At 61.9% G+C, this 18327-nt stretch carries 15 protein-coding genes; 11 read left to right on the top strand and 4 right to left on the bottom strand.

The window, feature by feature from the left end:
- Nucleotides 1–175: 175 nt before the first annotated feature.
- The 9 genes from PLU72_06780 to PLU72_06740 all read left to right on the top strand — a co-directional run bounded on the left by PLU72_06780 (nucleotide 176) and on the right by PLU72_06740 (nucleotide 10332).
- Nucleotides 176–724, top strand: a complete 549-nt coding sequence (locus tag PLU72_06780; protein HOT27875.1) for a hypothetical protein — start codon at nucleotides 176–178, stop codon at nucleotides 722–724.
- Nucleotides 725–741: 17 nt separating this feature from the next.
- Nucleotides 742–2196 carry a tetratricopeptide repeat protein gene (locus PLU72_06775; protein HOT27874.1) on the top strand — a complete coding sequence of 485 codons (1455 nt, stop codon included), beginning with the start codon at nucleotides 742–744 and terminating at the stop codon, nucleotides 2194–2196.
- On the top strand, nucleotides 2193–3209 hold the full coding sequence (locus tag PLU72_06770; protein ID HOT27873.1) for a hypothetical protein: 1017 nt from the start codon (nucleotides 2193–2195) through the stop codon (nucleotides 3207–3209). The genes PLU72_06775 and PLU72_06770 overlap by 4 nt, the downstream gene beginning before the upstream one ends.
- Before the next feature lie 30 nt (nucleotides 3210–3239).
- On the top strand, nucleotides 3240–4100 hold the full coding sequence (gene dapF / locus PLU72_06765; protein HOT27872.1) for a diaminopimelate epimerase: 861 nt from the start codon (nucleotides 3240–3242) through the stop codon (nucleotides 4098–4100).
- A 142-nt stretch (nucleotides 4101–4242) separates the two neighbouring features.
- Nucleotides 4243–5793 (top strand): AmmeMemoRadiSam system protein B, encoded by a 1551-nt coding sequence (gene amrB / locus PLU72_06760; protein HOT27871.1) that lies wholly within the window; start codon nucleotides 4243–4245, stop codon nucleotides 5791–5793.
- Between the two features lie 87 nt (nucleotides 5794–5880).
- Complete coding sequence (locus PLU72_06755; GenBank protein HOT27870.1) at nucleotides 5881–8274, top strand: hypothetical protein; 2394 nt, start codon at nucleotides 5881–5883, stop codon at nucleotides 8272–8274.
- A 77-nt stretch (nucleotides 8275–8351) separates the two neighbouring features.
- Nucleotides 8352–8765 (top strand): hypothetical protein, encoded by a 414-nt coding sequence (locus tag PLU72_06750; protein ID HOT27869.1) that lies wholly within the window; start codon nucleotides 8352–8354, stop codon nucleotides 8763–8765.
- A complete protein-coding gene (locus PLU72_06745) occupies nucleotides 8752–9552 on the top strand; it encodes a prepilin-type N-terminal cleavage/methylation domain-containing protein (GenBank protein ID HOT27868.1) in 801 nt (266 codons plus the stop codon). The genes PLU72_06750 and PLU72_06745 overlap by 14 nt, the downstream gene beginning before the upstream one ends.
- 3 nt (nucleotides 9553–9555) lie before the next feature.
- Complete coding sequence (locus tag PLU72_06740) at nucleotides 9556–10332, top strand: hypothetical protein (protein ID HOT27867.1); 777 nt, start codon at nucleotides 9556–9558, stop codon at nucleotides 10330–10332.
- A gap of 200 nt (nucleotides 10333–10532) precedes the next feature.
- Here PLU72_06740 and pnp read toward each other — a convergent pair whose 3' ends face one another.
- On the bottom strand, nucleotides 10533–12740 hold the full coding sequence (gene pnp, locus PLU72_06735; protein HOT27866.1) for a polyribonucleotide nucleotidyltransferase: 2208 nt from the start codon (nucleotides 12738–12740) through the stop codon (nucleotides 10533–10535).
- A gap of 9 nt (nucleotides 12741–12749) precedes the next feature.
- The gene (gene rpsO / locus PLU72_06730) at nucleotides 12750–13019 is read right to left on the bottom strand and encodes a 30S ribosomal protein S15 (protein ID HOT27865.1); all 270 of its coding nucleotides are present in this window, start codon (nucleotides 13017–13019) and stop codon (nucleotides 12750–12752) included.
- A 285-nt stretch (nucleotides 13020–13304) separates the two neighbouring features.
- Between rpsO and PLU72_06725 the strand changes: the two genes are divergently transcribed.
- Both PLU72_06725 and PLU72_06720 read left to right on the top strand, forming a co-directional pair.
- On the top strand, nucleotides 13305–14582 hold the full coding sequence (locus PLU72_06725) for a TRAM domain-containing protein (GenBank protein HOT27864.1): 1278 nt from the start codon (nucleotides 13305–13307) through the stop codon (nucleotides 14580–14582).
- 22 nt (nucleotides 14583–14604) lie between these two features.
- On the top strand, nucleotides 14605–16089 hold the full coding sequence (locus PLU72_06720; protein ID HOT27863.1) for a response regulator: 1485 nt from the start codon (nucleotides 14605–14607) through the stop codon (nucleotides 16087–16089).
- On the opposite strand, the gene PLU72_06715 is transcribed toward PLU72_06720, so the two are convergent.
- Nucleotides 16074–17309, bottom strand: coding sequence for a glycosyltransferase (locus tag PLU72_06715; protein HOT27862.1), 1236 nt, complete (start codon nucleotides 17307–17309; stop codon nucleotides 16074–16076). The genes PLU72_06720 and PLU72_06715 overlap by 16 nt on opposite strands.
- Nucleotides 17306–18217: a PHP domain-containing protein gene (locus PLU72_06710; GenBank protein ID HOT27861.1), complete on the bottom strand. Its 912-nt coding sequence runs from the start codon at nucleotides 18215–18217 to the stop codon at nucleotides 17306–17308. The genes PLU72_06715 and PLU72_06710 overlap by 4 nt, the downstream gene beginning before the upstream one ends.
- Nucleotides 18218–18327 lie beyond the last annotated feature (110 nt).

The following is an 18327-nucleotide window of genomic DNA, read 5'->3' as shown; positions in this document are numbered from 1 at the left end:
CCTCTGTGGTTTCGTTTTCTGTGCGAATGATGGCACTCGGAAAACGGTACGTCAAGAGACGGGCGACTTGTTCCGATAGAGGGGCTTAACCCGCTTCCTTCGGGGGATGGGACGTCGCGGTTTGCTCACGAAGCCGCGACGGATGTAGAATATGTGAATGGAGGGCCACGGACCCATGCTCGTCAACCGTCGCTGGCTGAAACTTCTTTCTCTGGCAGCGCTCCTGTTCCAGGCCGACCCCGCGCCTGCCGTGCAGGAAATCAAAGAGACGATGATCGTCTCGAAAACCATGAACGAACAGCTCACGATGTGCAAGACCCTGCTCAAGACCGCGCATTTCATGGCCGAAGAGGCGGAGCCGTTCACGCACCCGCGTCACCAGGCCCGCTACAGGTTCGCCCCATCGGACAAGAAGGCCCGCTCCGTCCTCGACATGTCGCGCGGCCTTTCCTCGCGGTTCCACCTCCTGATGGGCGTATTGTGCCAGGTTCCGATGCAGAATCGGGATGCCATCTTCAAGTCGGGTCTCGCCTCGGCCGACAATCTTTCGAAATACGCCAAACGCTCTCTGAGAGCCATCAAGGACGGAAATCACGCCCTGTATATCGCCTCAGCCCAGGGGATCGAAAAAGAATCCTTCGTCGTCGAAAAGATCCTCAAAGACCTTGAAGACGCAATCAACGAGTCCATTCGAGAAAGTGACGCCCGCAAGGAAGACCTGTGAGCGTCCGAGGAGGTCGCATGTTCCCTAACCATCCGAAGACCGGCCGCCTGCTGGCCCTGATTCTTTCACTGCTTCCGGCAGCCGGACCGATGTTCGCTGCTCCTGAGACTGCCTCCCAGACAGCTCAGGAGGCGGTCCGTCCGGCTGACGCGCGAACGGCCAAGGAGATGGCGAAGGAACTGATCCGGGACGGCCTGAACAGCCTTCTGCTCGAACAGGAGCAGAAGGCCGAAGAGGCGTTCCTGAAGGCGAAAACGCTCGACCCGTATTCGGAAGAGGCCTGCAACTTTCTTGGACTGCTGTATCTTCAGCAAAACCTCCCCCAGAAAGCGGAAGACATGCTCAAGCGCGCGATCGCGATCGAGCCAATGTATGCCGAAGCGCTCCGCAACCTCGGGAAGCTGTATCTCCAGCAGGAACGCTACGGGGAAGCGGCCGGCTACCTCCGCCGCACCCTCGCGATCGACAAGAACCAGGCCTACACCTCGTATCTGCTGGGCATGGCGCTGTATTTCGAGGGAAAGCCCGAAGAGGCCGTCAAAGCCTACGAGGCTGCCTTCGCCCTTGACGCGAATCTGCCGCCCGAGGCGCATTACAACCTCGGTGTCGCCTACCACGAGATCTCGCGGTATCTCGACGCCGTGCGGGAGTATGAGGCGGTGCTGAAATCCGATCCGGAGCACGTCAACGCCCTGAACAACCTCGGTCTCGTCTACTCGGTCGTGGGGGAGAAAGACCGCGCGATCGAGCAGTTCAACCGTGTTCTGGCCCTCGACCCCTCGAACGTGAAAGCCCGGATCAACCTCGGCAACGTCTACCTGGGCACGAAAGACCTCGTCGAGGCCGAGCGGATTTATCGAAGCGCCATCGCGACCGACCAGTCGGATATCAGTCCCCAGCTGAATCTCGGCGTCGTCTACTTCGAGAAAGGCGACTTCGAAAAGGCACGACAGGAATGGGAAGCGCTCCTCGAGCGGAATCCCGACAACCTTCGCGTGCTTTCGGTGATGGGCTCGGCCTTCCTTGAAAAGCGCCGTTTCGACGACGCCATCAGGGTCTTCGGCCGCATGGTCGAGCTGATGCCCGACAACGGCAGCCTGGCGAACACGCTCGGCTACCTGCTGGCGGACCAGAATCGCGAACTCGAGCGGGCGGGGAAACTCATCAACAAGGCCCTCGAGCTCGACAAGCCGAACCGGGCGACGTATCTCGACTCGCTCGCTTGGGTGAAGTATCGCCAGGGGAAGTATGAAGACGCCCGCAATATCCAGGAAAAGGCGCTGAAGATCTTCAGGTTGTCGCACGAGCCCATCTCGAGCGAAGTGCATCTCCACATGGGCCGGATCTACGAAAAACTGTCGAAAAAGGACCTCGCCGTCGCGGCCTATGAAAACGCCGTGAAGAGCGGAACGGATCCAGACGCTGTCCGGCTGGCCTCGGAAAGCATCTCGACCCTGACATCGAAACGGTGACCGGCGACGCATCCCCCACGGGCGGCGACGCGGCCCCCCGTCGTTCCTGGAAGCCGCTCGCGGGCGCCGTCATCGGTTGGATTGCCGCCTTTTCGGCCGCCCTTCATCTGGGGGGGTTGCTGCCTGCCTGGTCGCAGACCACGGCCCTGTTTTTCACGGCGACCCTGCTCATCGCGCTTGCGATCTGCTTCGTCGCGGCCGGCACGCGTCTGTTCTGGCATCGAAGCACGTATCTCGCCGTCGGCGCGATCGGGCTGGCGCTGGTGGTTCTTCTCGCCAAGCCTCTCGTGCTTCGCGGCCGGATCATCAATTCGGCAGCCACGGTTCCCGGCGAAGTCCTGTTCGTCTCGGCGGCTCATGCCATGCTGCCCGTGGCGGCAACGTCGGACGGCCTCGTTCACGCGCGCAACGCCGTCTACGAAGCCGTCTCGGAACATATCGAAGACACCTGGCCCGAGCCGCCGACCGGCGTTCTCGCCCTGGGGCTGGCGCAGCTGCTTCTCGCGGCAGGAATCGGCCTCTGGATCGGCAGCGGCATCGACGAGAAGGCGCATCTCATCCCCATCGCCATCATCGCGACCTGCGCCGACATCTGGAGCGTCTCGGCGGGGGCGACGGCTGTCATCATCCGGAGTGAGCAGATCCATTATTTTCTGCTCCGTTTCCCCATCCTCGGCGGTCCCCGGCCTGCCATGCCCTTTTTGATCGGGTTGACGGATTTTCTCTTTTTTGGCATTTTCTATCAGGCCGCATTGAGGTTCGGGCTCGGCGAGCGAAAGAATATCCTGCTTCTGACCGCTTCGTTCCTGATTGCCGTGTCAAGCGCCCTGCTGGCGGGCGTGGGTCTGCCGGTTCTCCCGTTCATGGGGCTGCTGTTCACGGCTGGCAACTGGAGGAATCTCCAGTTGAAGCGCGAGGATCTGAAACAGATGCTCCTGTTCCTGACCGGAGTGCTGCTGGTGTTTTTTGCGACGACGAAACTGCTGCCCTGGCTGAGATCGCCTGCCGGTTGATGCGACAAATCATTCCCGAGAGGAGTTCCCATGTATTCGTTTCATAAAATGCACGCCCTGGGAAACCATTTCGTATTTTTTGACGAGGTGGGACAGGATTTTTCCCGGCTCAAGAAACCCCGCATCCTGCAGCTTCTCTGCGATCCACGGCGCGGCATCGGGGCCGACGGCATCGTCTTCATCATGGATCCGCGCGATCCGAAGCATCACTGCCGGATGCAGATGTTCAACACCGACGGAACCGAGGCCGAAATGTGCGGAAACGCCATCCGGTGCGTCGCCCACCTGTTCAAGGGCCACTGTCTCGGCATTGAGCCCGTGCTGATCGAAACCGGCGGCGGCATCCGCGAAGTCCGGTTCGAGAGCGCATGCAACGGCACGGCCTCGTATCGAGTCGAGATGGGCTCGGCCTCGTTCGATCTTGTCTCGACCGGCGAGCTGGTCGCTGAAAAGGACCGCAAGCCACTCGACTGGGAAGGCGAAAAGCTGGAACCTATCCATGTGAACGTCGGAAACCCGCATGCGGTGCTGTTCGTCGATGAGCCGTGGGACGAGGACGAGATGGTCCGTGCCGGCGCCTGGCTGGAAACGCATGCGAATCATCCCCGGCGCATCAACGTCGAGTTCGTTCAGGTCGTGTCGCCTCACGAAGTGCGCGTCCACGTCTGGGAGCGGGGCTGCGGCATGACGCAAGCCTGCGGGACCGGCGCGACGGCCGTCACGGCGGCTGGCATCAGGGCGAAGAAACTGCAATCGCCGGTGACGGTCCACATGCCGGGCGGCGACCTTTCGATATCGCAGGAAAAGAATGGCGTGCTGTTCATGGCCGGACCGGTCCAGGAAATCGCGTCCGGCAAACTCACGCCCGCCTATCTTCACACCCTGGCGTAACCAGGGCGTGAAGACAGGTGGAAGTGAAACGTCTGAAGTTTGAAAGAGAGAGCACATGGCTGTTTGCAGGGCGCGTCGAGACGCGCCCTGCACGCAATATTCAGACGTGATATTATATAACAAGAGCGATATGGCAGAGAGCGTGAGAGCGTTCCGGGTTTTTCTCCTGGCGACGGCGATGGTGGCAGCGAGCGTCTGCGCGGCCCCGGCGCAGGTCAGGCCGGCGGCCATGGCGGATCTGTTTTACCCGGGCGACCCGGCAAAACTCGAAACGCTTCTCGACGGTTTTTTCAGGGACGCGGGAGACATCGTGCCCGTCGCCACCGCATCCCGGCTCGTCGGGCTGATCACGCCTCACGCCGGGTATCAGTATTCCGGCCCGACAGCGGCGAAGGCGTTCAAGGCGATTGCCGGCCAGCGGTTCGACCGCGTGTATGTCCTTGGGCTGGATCACCGGTCCGGCCGCCCCACGATCTCCGTGTGGCCGGAAGGGGCGTTCGACACGCCGCTGGGGCCGGTTCTTGCAGACGCCAGCGCATCGCGTGAACTTCTCGAGGCAGGCGTCTGCGTCGCGGACCCCGACCAGCATGCCGAGGAGCATTCGATCGAAGTCGTTCTGCCCTTCCTCGTCAAGGCGATCGGTCTCCGCCCCTCCGTGTTTCTCAGCATCGGCGGCCCGTCGGGGAACGGTTCGCTTCTCGGCCGCGAGCTGGTGAAGAGACTCTCGGGTCGCCCGGAACGCGTTCTTCTCGTGGTCTCGACCGACTGGTCGCATTATCACGGGGCGGCCGAGGCGGAACACCTCGACTCCCGGGGGCTCGAGTCCGTCAGGGCCCTTGATCCCGACGGGCTTCGGGAGGCCTGCGAGGCGGGCGCGACGGAGTTGTGCGGACTGAACGGCGTCACGGCCCTTCTTACGGTGATGAAAGCGGCATCCGCGACGGTTCGCGTAATCGAACGTACCGATTCCAGCCGCGAATCGGGTTCGGAACGGGTCGTGGGCTATGCCGCCGTGGTGTTCGAGGCGCCCGGACTCCCCCTGGCGAAGGAGCAGACGGGGCAACCGACTCCGCCTCAGGCAGAGACATCGATGACCGATTCCCAGAACGCAGGAAAACCGGAGGATCAGATGAACGAGTTTCACAAGGAAGCGCTCGCGGCGGTGAGAACGACTCTCGAAGCCGTCCTGAACGGGAAAGGCCGTCCGCCTCTGACGCTGAAGAGTCCGAGATTCGCCGAAAAATGCGGCGTTTTCGTCACGTTGAAGATCGACGGCGAACTGCGCGGCTGTATCGGGTTGATCGAGGGGCGCAGCCCGCTTTCGCAGGGCATTCAGGACATGGCGATCGCCGCGGCGACCGAAGACCCGCGGTTTCCCGCCGTCGAACCAAGCGAGCTGGCGAAGATCGACATCGAGATATCCGTTCTCTCCCCGCTGATCCCCGTCTCCAGCATCGATGAAATTCAGGTCGGCCGCGACGGGCTCCTGCTGCGGAAATACCCCGGCTCCGGCCTCCTGCTGCCGCAAGTGCCAACGGAATACGGGTGGGACCGCGACACCTACCTGAACCATCTGTGCCTCAAGGCCGGGCTGCCGCCGGGAAGCCATCTCGCTCCCGACGGGAAGAGCCTCGCGGCAGATGCGAAGCTGTGGCGGTTCACCGCCGAGGTGTTCGGCGAGAAAGAGGAATAGTGGACGCTTTTTCCGGCGTCTGATACACTGGAATGAGTACGCTTGTCGAGAGCGGGCCTGTTCCGGAGCGGGCGAAAGGAGGAGATCATGAACCGACGCGGTTTTGCCTACATCGTCGCGGTCCTGATTCTCGGTCTCCTCGCCTTCATGGGCCTGTTTCTCAAGCAGACGACCAGTACGGAATACACCCAAGCGGCTTTTTCGGTGTATGCGACGATGGCCCAGCAGCTGGCCGAGGCCGCCGCCGACGAGGCGACCGTCCAGCTCTACAGGCTGTTCAAGGACGGTTCGGAAGACGGCAAGAAGGGGCCGCTGCTCCGCCAGTTGTCCACCTCCGACTACCGCGACAAGGGCGGCTCGACGGGACTGAACCCGACACTGCTCGACGTTCTGCCGCCATTCAAGAACTACGTCACGCAGACGAACGCGCTGATCTCGCTCCACATGACGCGCGCCGGCTTCGAGATCGAGAAGGTCCAGCCTCGCATCACAGACTGCCGCCCGATCGACCATCGCCCGCTCACCAAGCCGGAGTGCGTCTACACCCCGAAAGATCGCGCCGACAAGTCGTTCGACAACACGATGACCCGGGATTTCTACCTGAGCATCGGGTTCGACGTCACCGTCGCCGTCACCAGCGGTCTGAAGAAAAGCCGGTTCCTGTTCCAGATCACCCGCGACATGAAAGTCGTGAACGTCGGCCCCATCGGCCGCAACTACACTCTGTACAGCTGCCTTGGCGTCGATCCGCGCGACGCGAGCGAGGTCGCAAACGACCTTTCCCGCGGAAACGGCAGGCTCGTCCTCTGGAACCACCCCTACCAGTCGCGTATCTACATTCACGGCCCTGCCGTGATCGGCCTCGAAAATCCCGATACGAACCCGGCCTCGACCGACAAGGCCGAGATGTACGGCGCCTTCCTCCAGACGAGCACGGACGGCAGGCCCGGGTTCAACCTCGCGTTCCAATATTCTGATACATATAATGGCCTATCGTATCTTGCCTACCCCGCCCGAGCCCTCTGGGAAGGCCGTGACTACGCATGGTGGAACAATCTCGACAATACGAAGAAAGACTTCGAGACGATGTCCGACAGCGAGAAGCAGTTGTTCGAATACAATACCTACAAAAAGGGGTATTTGCCGCAACGCGAGAAAACAACCTGGTCCGACCTGGGCAAGTTCCTCACGACCGGCATCAGCGAGCTCCAGAAAGAGTACATCCGGGGCACGCGCAAGAAGCAGGTGTTCTTCCCGGCGGGCCCGTTCTGCCGCTTCCCCTGGAAATACGTTCCGCAGCGCCGCAAGGCGGCGTTCGCCCCCAACCAGATCGAAGACACCTGGCCCGATCCCGATCCCGACCTGCGCATCGAGCACCGCAATCTGTTCAACGACGCCGACGTCGACGAGCAGACGAAGATCTATGCCGAAGTCCGGCATTTCATCATCCGGAATGCGGCCGGCATTCGCATTCTCGACACGACCAACAACTACCCGCGTCTCGAGATGCCCGAGTTCAGCCTCAACTACGGGAACTTCCGCGATGCGGAAGGCCTGTTCGATGCGCTCTGGAGCGGCGTGAAGGATCTCGCCGTGGGCGCCTGGCGGAACATCACCACGCCGGCCAAACTGCTCTGGCACGCCGGCGGCTCTCTCGTGGGGCTCGTCATCAAGCCGCAGGACCCGAAATCCCCGACGGCGATGAACGACTCGGATCTGCGCAACTTTTACCCCACCAACTTCAAGTATTTCTTCAAGGCCGCGACGCACAAGTTGAAAAGCACGGCGGAGATCCCGAAAGACAAGGACGGCTTCTGGATTCTCGACGGGCTCTACTGGCTCGACACGTTCGAGACGTTCGGTCCCGTCGTGTACAAGGGAAAAGGCATGATTTTCGTCGGCGACAATTTCAAGCCGGCGGTGATCCGCGGCAACATCATCGCCGCCCGCGCCAACGACGGCACGCGCAGCGACAGTCACCTGACGATCGTCTACTACCCCTTCAACAGCAACGGCACCCTGCCCGACCTGAACCAGTGCCAATTGATCATCGAGGGGAAGGGGAAGAAAATCGAAGCGTCGGTCTTCTCGCTCGCCGGCATCCGCACCACCGACGGGATCATGAGCGAGCAGGACTTCCGCGACTGCGGCATGAACCCGGAAGACATCCCGGCCCAATGGAGCACGACGCTCAAGCTTCCCGACCTCCGGGACAAGGTGAACTCGATCATCGGCAACTACTGTAACTTTTTCATGAAGAAGTCCCGCCTCGACGGCGATCTATGGGTGTTCCACGATATAAACAATCCATTATATTTTACGGAAACGTCGCCCAAGGTCTGGATGATCAACCAGTTCCTGGAGGACCAGGAGCGCGACAGCGCTTCGAAACCGAACACTGAAGCGCACGAAATCGCAGCCCATGTCGTCGTCATGAGCCCGCGGATCCAGCATCTGCATTTCTCCGGAGCCACCCAGTGATCCACCCTTCTTCCGGCCATACTCGCGGCATTTCGCGCCTCCTCCCCCGGTCGGCGTTTTCCACGCCGGAGCTGCTGATGACGATCCTCATCTTCTCGTTCGGCATGCTGCCCCTGATTGTGCTGTTCCAGAGCAGTCACAAGACGACGGCCCAGGCGAAGAACCTGATGATCGCCCAGAGTCTCGGGCGTACGATCATCGATGAAGTCCGAAGTCTCGGCTTCGCCGGCGTCAGACGCGAGCTCGACACCCCGACGTTCGGCCTGTTTCACGACTGGAAGCAGGTCAAAGGCAAGATGGTCGAGTCCGACGACTCCTCGATCACGTGGCCGGTCTACTACGAGCGGTTCGAGACGAAAGTCGTCGCGAATGCGGACGATGATGCCAACCCGACGAAATACCGCATCGAGATGGAAGTCCGGTGGCGCGAACCCGACCGCACGTTCAGCCTCGGGTTCGGCACGGTGGTGGTGAATTATGGCGAGAACTGAGACGACGGCCCCGGGGCGCCGCGGATTCACCCTCATGGAGATGATGGTGACGATCGTCATCGTCACGTTCCTGATGGGCTACGCGTGGAAAATCTACTTTGGCGGCCGGGAAACCATGCGGTACAACGTTTCGATGAGCCAGATGCAGTCGGAGGCGCGCTGGTTCTTCGACCAGATCAGCCGCGATGTCGCGTCCTGTTACCGGTTTTACGCCGTCAACCCGGCCGAAAAGAAGCTCGGCATGTATTGTTTTCAATATACAAGAACCCCGCTCGATTACATTTTCTACGACGACAGCGCTGGCGGAGCAGCCATTCCCCCGGCACGCCAGCAGATCGACGTGCTGAAGGTCGAGTATCTCTGGACCGCCGACGGCAAGGTGAAGCGCACGCAGACCCCCGGCAAACTGAGGTTTCAGGAAGCGTCCCCGACATTCACCGAGGGTCCGGCCTCGCAGTATTCCGGCACCGAAAACGAAGCGAAGGAAAAAGTCGTTCTCGAAAATATCGCCGACTTTATTTTCAAACCGTACGCGCAGGAGTTCAATCCGACCGCGACGGCCGGAGACGATTACGTGAAGATCGTTCCCGTCGACACCGCGAACGCGGCGAACGCGTCGGCGACGGCGTTCATCACCCTCCGGGTCCACAGCAGGATCGACGAGCACCATTCCGACCGGCGGGACGAGGAACTGGACATCGTGGCCAAGCTGTACAGCCGCGTCAAGCTCGCCGAAGAAATGAACCCCGGCACGTTCTGCAGCACCGACGCGGACGGCAGGTTCTGAGATATGGAACCGAAACGCTGGCCCGTCGTCGTGGTGACGATCGTTCTGCTCCTCCTGATCTACAATTTCCTGAGCACCATCTTCAAATCGAACATCAAGCGCTTCTCGCACGACCGTATCTACGTCGATTACGCGACCTATAAGAAGTCCCCGAAGGGGACGTCTGAAACCTCATACCGATCCACCTCGGCCATTTCCCACCAGATGGCCCTCGCCGAACGGCACCTGGACACGGGCCGGGCCGAAGCGGCCATGTCGGCCTTCGACCAGGGAATGGCCCGCTCCCTTTCGAAGCGGAAGCAGCCCAAGGGCGATGCCCCTCTGCGTGACGAGGCTTACGAGGAAGCGAAGCGGCTGGCGGCGATCAACCACCCGGAAATCGCGTTGGGAAACGCCCTGTATGCCGCCGGCAAATTCGACCAGGCCCTTTCCAAGTTCAACGAGATCCTGTCGGATCTTCCGGAAAAGGATCTCCAGAACCGGATGAAACTGTATGACAGCATGTCGGAATGCTACTTCCGGCTGAAGAACAAGGACGGATACGTCCAGTACAAAACGAAGTTCGTCCAGGCCCAGAAAGACCTCCGGGAGATGATCAGACGCGTGTATCCCCGCTCTGCTCCGCCCGAAGCCCCGCTCTGGATAAGTTCGGAGGAGGCGATGACGCACCTGCTCCGGGTCAAGACGCTCGCCATCCAGCACCTCAAGGAAGAAAACCGCGACATGCTGATCCGCCGGGCCGAATACGACCTCGAGGTCGCCCGCCAGTTGAGCGGCTGAGCGTAAACCCCAAGGCGCGTGAACGTCACGGAGACGTTCGGTTCCACCGCAACGGCGCAACGGAACGAAGCATTTCTGGAATTCGCAGAAGAATTTCGCGGTGTTTCCAGAGTCTGCCGCGAGCGGATCGCGATCAGCCGCTGCGTGATACGACAATCCCCGGGGCGGACGCCCCGGGGATTGTATATGATTTGATATTTTTACTCGGGTCGACGATCGCCGCGATCGCGGCGGGGGCCGCGGTCTCCGCGGTCAGGGCGGTCTCCGCGGGGTTCGCGGGCGGGCTCGGGCGGGCGGACGCCGCCGGGCGGTTCGGGCAGGAGGGCCTTGCGGGAGAGGTTCACGCGGCCCTGTGAGTCGATCTCGATCACCTTCACGGTGACTTCGTCGCCGATGTTCACGACGTCTTCCACCTGGTTCACGCGGTTGTGGTCGAGCTGGCTGATGTGAACCATGCCTTCGACGCCGGGCAGGATCTCGACGAACGCGCCGAACTTCATGATGCGCTTCACCTTGCCGGTGTAGGCTTTGCCCACTTCGGCGTCTTCGGTGATCTGGCGAACCATGTGGAGGGCCTTCTCGATCGCGGCCTGGTCAGGGCTGACGATCGTGACGTGGCCGTCGTCACCGGTGTCGATCTGGACTTTGCACTCTTCCTGGATCTTGCGGATGGTCTTTCCGCCGGGTCCGATCAGGTTGCGGATCTTGTCCGGATCGATATCGATCGATTCGATGCGCGGCGCGTAGACCGACAGCGAGGCGCGGGGCTTCGCGATCGCCTGCACCATCTTCTCGAGAATGTGCAAGCGGCCCTGCTTTGCCTGAGCGAGCGCGGTCTTCATGATCTCGAGGGTGACGCCGTTGATCTTGATGTCCATCTGCAGGGCGGTGACGCCCGTGGTGGTGCCGGCAACCTTGAAATCCATATCGCCGAAGTGATCCTCGTCGCCGAGAATGTCGGACAGGACCTTGAAGTTGTCGTTCTCCTTGATCAGGCCCATGGCGATGCCCGCCACCGGGGCCTTGATCGGAACGCCGGCGTCCATCATCGAGAGGGCGCCCGAGCAAACCGACGCCATCGAAGAGCTTCCGTTGCTGGAGAGGATCTCGCTGACGACGCGCACCGTGTAGGGGAACACGTCCTTCGGCGGCATGACGCGGGCGAGAGCACGCTCGGCGAGGGCGCCGTGGCCGATCTCGCGGCGGCCCGGGCCGCGCATGGGCTTGCATTCACCGGTCGAGAACGGCGGGAAGTTGTAGTGCAGCAGGAACTGCTTCTTGTATTCCTCGTCGATGCCGTCGATGATCTGCGAGTCGGAAGCCGCGCCCAGCGTGACGACGCCGAGCGACTGGGTCTGGCCGCGGGTGAACAGCGCCGAGCCGTGCGTGCGGGGAAGGAAGCCCACGGCGCAGGTGATCGGGCGGATGTCGGCCAAGCCGCGACCGTCGATGCGGCGGCCTTCCTCGAGGATCATCCGGCGCAGTTCGCGCTGGACGATGTCTTCCTGGATGGCATGGGCGCGCTTGCCCTTTTCGCCGGCCTGCTCACCGTATTTCTGTTGCAGAGCCGCCTCGAGCTTGTCGCCGATGACCTGGAACTTGTTCTTCCGGGCGGTCTTCTCGGCAGTGTTCAGCGCGTCGCGCACGTCCGCGAAGATCGTGTCGCGCACGAGCTGCTCGAGTTCTGTGTCGGGGGCCGGCGGCACGACGACCATCTTGGGCTTGCCAATCCGCGACTGGAGGTCGCGCATCGAGGCAACCAGCTTCTTGATGTTGTCGTGGGCGAAACCGAGGGCCTCGATCAGCTCGTCTTCCGTCACTTCGGCGGAGCCGGACTCGACCATCGTGATGGCCTGCTCGGTGCCGGCGACGACCATTTCGAGCGTGCTGTGCTCGAGATCGGCGGGCGACGGGTTGAGGATCAGCTTGCCGTCGATCTTGCCGACGCGCACGGCCCCGATCGGGTTGTCGAACGGGATCGACGAGATCAGCAGGGCGCAGCTCGCGGCGTTCATCGCCAGGATGTCGACCTGGTTGACGAGATCGTAGGAAAGGACGATGCCGACGATCTGGACGTCGTTGAAGAAGTGGTCGGGGAAGAGCGGCCGCAGGGGCCGGTCGATGAGACGGCTGGTGAGGATTTCCTTGCCGGTCGGGCGGCCTTCGCGCTTGAAGAATCCGCCGGGAATGCGGCCGGCGGCGTAGGTCTTCTCGAAGTAATCGACCGTCAGCGGGAAGAAGTCACAGCCTTCGCGAACCGATTTGCTCGCGACGGCGGTTCCGATGACAACCGAGTCTCCGGCGCGAACGACCACGGCGCCATCAGCCTGGTTGGCCATCAGGCCGGTTTCGAACGTAACGGTCTGATTGGGCAGCGAACAGGCGGTTATCTGTACCTGATTATCCATGAATGCTCCTTAGCGGCGGATGCCGAGGCGCTTGATCAGGGTCTGGTAGCGCTCGTAATCCTTCTCGCGCAGGTAGCTGAGATGGCGCTTGCGGGAGCCGATCATCTTGAGCAGACCGCGGCGGGAATGATGATCCTTCGGGTTCTTCTCGAAGTGGGCGGCGAGGTTGTTGATGCGGGTGGTCAGGATGGCCACCTGGACCTCGGGCGAGCCCGTGTCCTTTTCGGTCTTCTGGTAGTCGTGAATGACCTGGGTTTTGGATTCTTTGGTGATGGACATTGCTGTGTCGCTCCTTTATCATCTCGTCAACCCAAGTATCGACGCCAGGGTACGACCCTAGGAAGACGGTCAGACGAGTATACCACAACTCCGGGAAAAATGCAGTTATTGACAAACGGCACCGGAGACGGCAATAATGCCGTCACGCGCGCGGCGTTACCGACCTTGTGCCTTCTGCCGGGTATCCCCGTTTCCCGGCCGCCCGGCGCGACCCGCGGCAAGCGGACATGCCCGGCTCTTTTACAGCCGGCGGCAGCAACTGAAACGTAAGGACGACGCATCGACATGCATACGCTGGCTATCGAAAAAATGACCTACGGCATCGACGCCCTCACCCGCCTGGACGGCAAGGTTCTGTTCGTTCCCTACGCGGCGCCCGGCGACACCGCCGAGATCGAGGTCACCGAGACGAAATCGGATTACCTGCGGGGCCGCGTCTCGAAGATCCTCACGCCGTCCGATGCCCGGCGCGAGTCTCCCTGCCCGAATTTTCCGGCCTGCGGGGGATGCCATTGGCTGCACCTGAAACCGGAACATCAGCGCCGCGAGAAGGAAGCCATGCTCCGCTGGCTCGTCAAGCCGCTGAACCCGGGAACCGTCTACCCGATCGAGCCGCTTCCGGCGACCCGCTACCGGAACAAGATGGAGCTCAAGGTCGCCGTCGCCGAAGACGGCACGGTCACGCTCGGGAACTACGCGTATCACACCCACGACGTCGTCGCCATCCGGGGTTGCCAGGTCCAGTGCGCCGAGAACATGGAAGCCTACGAAGCCCTCTGCGCGTTTTTGAACCAGCCCGAGAACCGGGGCATGGCCGCAAATATCGTAGAAATTATGGTTCGAACGCTCGGGCCGCAGCAGCAGATGATGGTCACGCTCAGGGCCGCGCCTGACGAGGCGACGCTGAACGCCTGGCGCGGCTATCACGACACGCACCAGAAACTGGGCCGACTCGAAGTCGCCGCCCCCGACGCGGTCTATCTCACTCTCATGCGCGAGCAGCAGCCGTTCACCTTCATGAAGCGCAACTGGACCGTGTCCCCGCGATCCTTCTTCCAGAACAATCTCGAAGGCGCGGAGGCGATCTTTTACACGCTGATCTCAATCTACGAAGCCACCCAACAGCGCGGCAAGTTCCTGGACCTGTACTGCGGCGTCGGCATTCAGACCGTGCTTCTCGAAAGCCGGTTCGACGAGGTGATCGGCGTCGAGTGCAACGAAGATTCGTATCAGGACGCCTTGAAGAACCAGAAAGTCCGCAACCCCTCGCGGTCGCGCTTCTATTGTAAAAAAGTAGAATCTATATTTGGCTCCCCCCTCACGAAGGGGAGCCTCGCCGCCATCCATCTGAATCCGCCCCGCACGGGCCTTTCCCAGCGGGTGATGCGCGGTCTCATGGGCGTCAAGCCGCGCACGATGACGTATCTGTCCTGCAACCCAATGACGTTCAAGCGCGACGCGCAGGCGATCATGCAGATGGGTTACCAACTCGAGCAGGTGTATGCGTTCGACCTCTTCCCGGGCACGTTCCACCTCGAGATCCTGGGAGTGTTCTCGCGCTGATCCGCCGGCCGCCTTCGCAGCGATGAAGATTCAAGCCGCCAGCCAGGAGCGCCCCCCCTCGCGCATTCTCGTCGTCGAAGACGACCGGGATGCGAACGATCTGCTGGTGCAGACGCTGACCGATGAAGGCTACCAAGTGCACCAGGCGTTCGACGGGCTCGAAGGCCTCGAAGCCGTTTCGAGCTTCCAGCCCGACCTGATGTTGCTCGACCTGATGATGCCGCAGATGAACGGCATCGAACTGTGCCGCAAGCTGCGCGCCGAGCCGGCGACCCGCTCGCTGCCCATTCTCCTGCTTACGGCCAAGGACTCGCTCACCGAGAAGATCACGGGCTTCGAGGCCGGCGGCGACGATTACATCACCAAGCCGTTCGTGATCGGCGAACTTCTGGCGCGCATCAAGGCCCACCTGCGCATGCGCAAACTCAAGAACGACCTCGAACTCTCGGAAGCACGCTATCGGAGCCTCGTTGAGCAGTCTCCCGACGCCCTTCTGCTCCTGTCGAACCGACTGGAACTGCTATTTCACAACTCCCGCTTCGTGGAACTCCTCAGGGGCAAAACGACGGAAGCGTTTACCGGACGCGAATTGACGGCCCTCTACCCGGTTTCCGACCTGTTCCGCGAGGTCGCCGCGATCGCCGAGCAGGCGGCAACGACCGCTTCGTCGGTAGACCGAACCGTCCAGTTGGCGTCGTCCAATCAGGGCACGCTGCATCTCGAGATGCGCTGTTCGCCGATCAAGAACGCCGCAGGCGCGGTCGCGATGCTTCAGGTGGTCATCCGTGACGTGACGCAGCGCCGTTCGATGGAGGAAGCGCTGATTCAGGCCGAAAAGATCAACTCGCTCGGCATTCTGACCGCCGGCATCGCCCACGAGGTGAACAACCCCCTGACAGGTATATCAAACGCTATTCAATTACTGCGCAAGACCGACCAGGGCGGCCGCAGGCACGAAGAGCTGTGCGACCTCATTCTGTCGAGCATCGGTCGTATCGCGAAGATCGTCAAGGATCTCCACATTTTCGCCCACGGCCGGGACGTCACTCCGGAAGTGTTTCAGCTGCAGGATACGATCGACGAGACCGTCAAGCTCGTCCGGTACCAGGACACGGAGCGGCGGATCGATTTCGCCTGGGACCCCCCGCAGGAAAAGATGTACATCTTCGGCGACCCCCACCAGTTCCAGCAGGTTCTGGTCAACCTGCTGCTGAACGCCGTCCAGGCGATCACCGGCCCGGGCCGGATCGGTATCGCGCTGGAGCGACAGGGCGCTTCGGCGCGCATCCAGGTCAACGACACCGGATGCGGCATTCCCGCGGCGCAACTGGGCAGGGTCTTCGACCCGTTCTTCACGACGAAGCGCGACTGGAAGGGAACCGGCCTCGGTCTCGCGGTCTCTTACCGCATCATTCAGCTGTTCAAGGGCACCCTGACCGTTCAGAGCACGGTTGGCAAGGGAACGACGTTCGTCATCACCCTGCCGCTGTATCAGCGTTCCGCCTGACGCAGAAGGAGTCTCGCGCGGTTTTCCCAGTCGGTCTGTTTCGCCGAACGCCGCGCGGCTTCTTCCCCGCGCCGCCGAGCTTCCGCGGCTGAACCGAAGGCTTCGCGCATGCGGCGTCGGAGAGCGGCGACGTCCGGTTCGGCGACGCGGCAGGCGGGAGACCCTGGAAACAGCGATTCGGCCGGCTGTTCGACCTCGTGCGTTTCGACGAGATATCCCGTTTTCTCATCGAGCGGCACGACGGAGCGCACAGATTCCGGAGCGATAACCGGAACGCCGCAGGCGACCGCCTCTCGGATCCTGAAGCCCGTGAACGGCAGGCGGTCGGGACAGACGAGAACATTCGATCCGGCGACCAGGCCGGCAAGGTCGTCTTCCGCCCAGAAGCCTTCGAGCACGGAAACTGGCGCGAACAGGCGGTTCAACGCCCCTAGGCGCATCGCCAGGTCGGAAATTTCGTACGGAAGGCGTTTTTTGAGCCGCGGAAGATGGGAAAGTTTCAGCACCAGCCGGACCGGTTCGCCGGCCCGGAACTCCTCGACCCAGGCGCGGAGAAGGAGATCGATGCCGTGCCGGCGCAGGGGGGAAATCACCGCGATGAACGTAAACGCCTTTCCCTTGTCCAGCCGTTCGGCCGGCCAGACCGCGTTCGGTGTGAATATCCCCGGATTCACCGCGGGCTCGAGGACGGTTATTATACTTTTAGATATTTTTTCTTTCACAAGCCGGGCCGCATGGGCCTCCGTCGGCACGAACAGGCGTTCCGGCCGGCGGAGGGCCCGCCGCTCGGCGTCGCTCAGTCGCTCGGGATTGAATGCGGTAAGCGCCCAGTAGCGCCCGTTTTCGACGCGTTCGGGAAGGGCAAAGGCGGGCAGGCAGACCATCCTGGTGCTTCCGATGGGGGGACGCTGCGCGAGGGTTTCGAGAAAGTTCGGCAGGACGAAGGCGTCGTCGTGATCGTAGGATTTGCGGATCTGAAGAGAGAGAGGAAGCTCGATTCCCCGCGATGCCAGCAGGAGTTCCCGCCCGTATCGGCCCGACGCGGTGAGAGAGGAAACGTCGCATTCGAAGCAGATCCGCTCGCGCTTTCCCGCCGGCTCCGAACGCGGGTCCGAAACCGGGCGGCCTTTGCGGAGAGGCCGGGCGGTGACGGCCGGGCTCTCTTGGGGCGTGTTCTTGCCCTCTTGCTTCCGGGGGTGTGTCGAAAAAATCCGTTTCATGCCGCCTTCTCTTCTTTCAGCCGCCGTTCGGCGGCTCCGGCCGAAAGCCGTGCGAAACCGGACCGGTCGAGGCCGAAGAGGCCGAAACGGCTGGCGTGCTTCCCGTAGTCGCCGTGGTAATCGCTGCCGCCGCTCATCAGCCATCCGTATTCCGCCGCCAGGCGCCGGAAAAAGTCGAACTGCTCAGGCGTGTGTTCGGAATAATGGGCCTCCACGCCATCCCAGCGATGATCCTTTATCAGTTCCCAGACGGCGGGCCAGTCGGAGATCAGGCCGGGATGGGCGATGAACGCGATTCCGCCGGCACTGTGAATCGCCTCGATCCCTTCTTCCGGAAGAACGTGCTTTTTCTGGACGTATGCCGGCCGGCCGCGCCGGAGATACTGCTCGAACGCCTGTTGGAAATCGGGGATCGCCCCGATCTCGACGAGATATCGCGCGACATGGGGCCTGCCGAGGACCTTCTCGGTCGAGGCCGCGAACCGCTCACGGAGGGGCTCCATCGGAAATCCAAGCCGCTGTAGCCGGTCGATGATTTCCATGGCCCGGTGAAACCGATGTGTTTTCTGGTCGTCCAGGAGACGGACCAGCGATTCTGACGTCTCGTCGAGGAACAGGCCGACCACGTGCAGGGAAACGTCTTTTCCCGGCCAGCCGCACGAGAGTTCGATGCCGGCAACCAGCTCGATTCCTGCATCGACCGCTGCGAAGCGGGCCTCGGGAACTCCCGCGAGCGTGTCGTGGTCGGTGAGGGCGATCGCACCCAGGCCGATCTCGGCTGCCTGTCGCACGATCTCCGTCGGGGAAAACACGCCGTCCGAAGCGGTGCTGTGTACGTGCAGATCGGCGAAAACGCCGGCCGCGACGGCCGGCTTGAGGACTTCCTGCGCGGAAGCGGATGTAGGCATGGATGCGATTCCCCTTTCGAACGGTCGCCGGAGGACGGCGGCGGTTCGACGATGTTACATGCAGCGACGCCGTACGTCCAGACCCCGGTGGAATTTTCCAGCCCTCGCGC

The sequence above is a fragment of the Candidatus Ozemobacteraceae bacterium genome (assembly GCA_035373905.1).
In the GTDB taxonomy this organism is placed as follows: Bacteria; Muiribacteriota; Ozemobacteria; order Ozemobacterales; family Ozemobacteraceae; genus MWAR01.
Note: the sequence above shows the minus strand (reverse complement) of the source record. Positions and strands in the feature narration are given on the sequence as shown.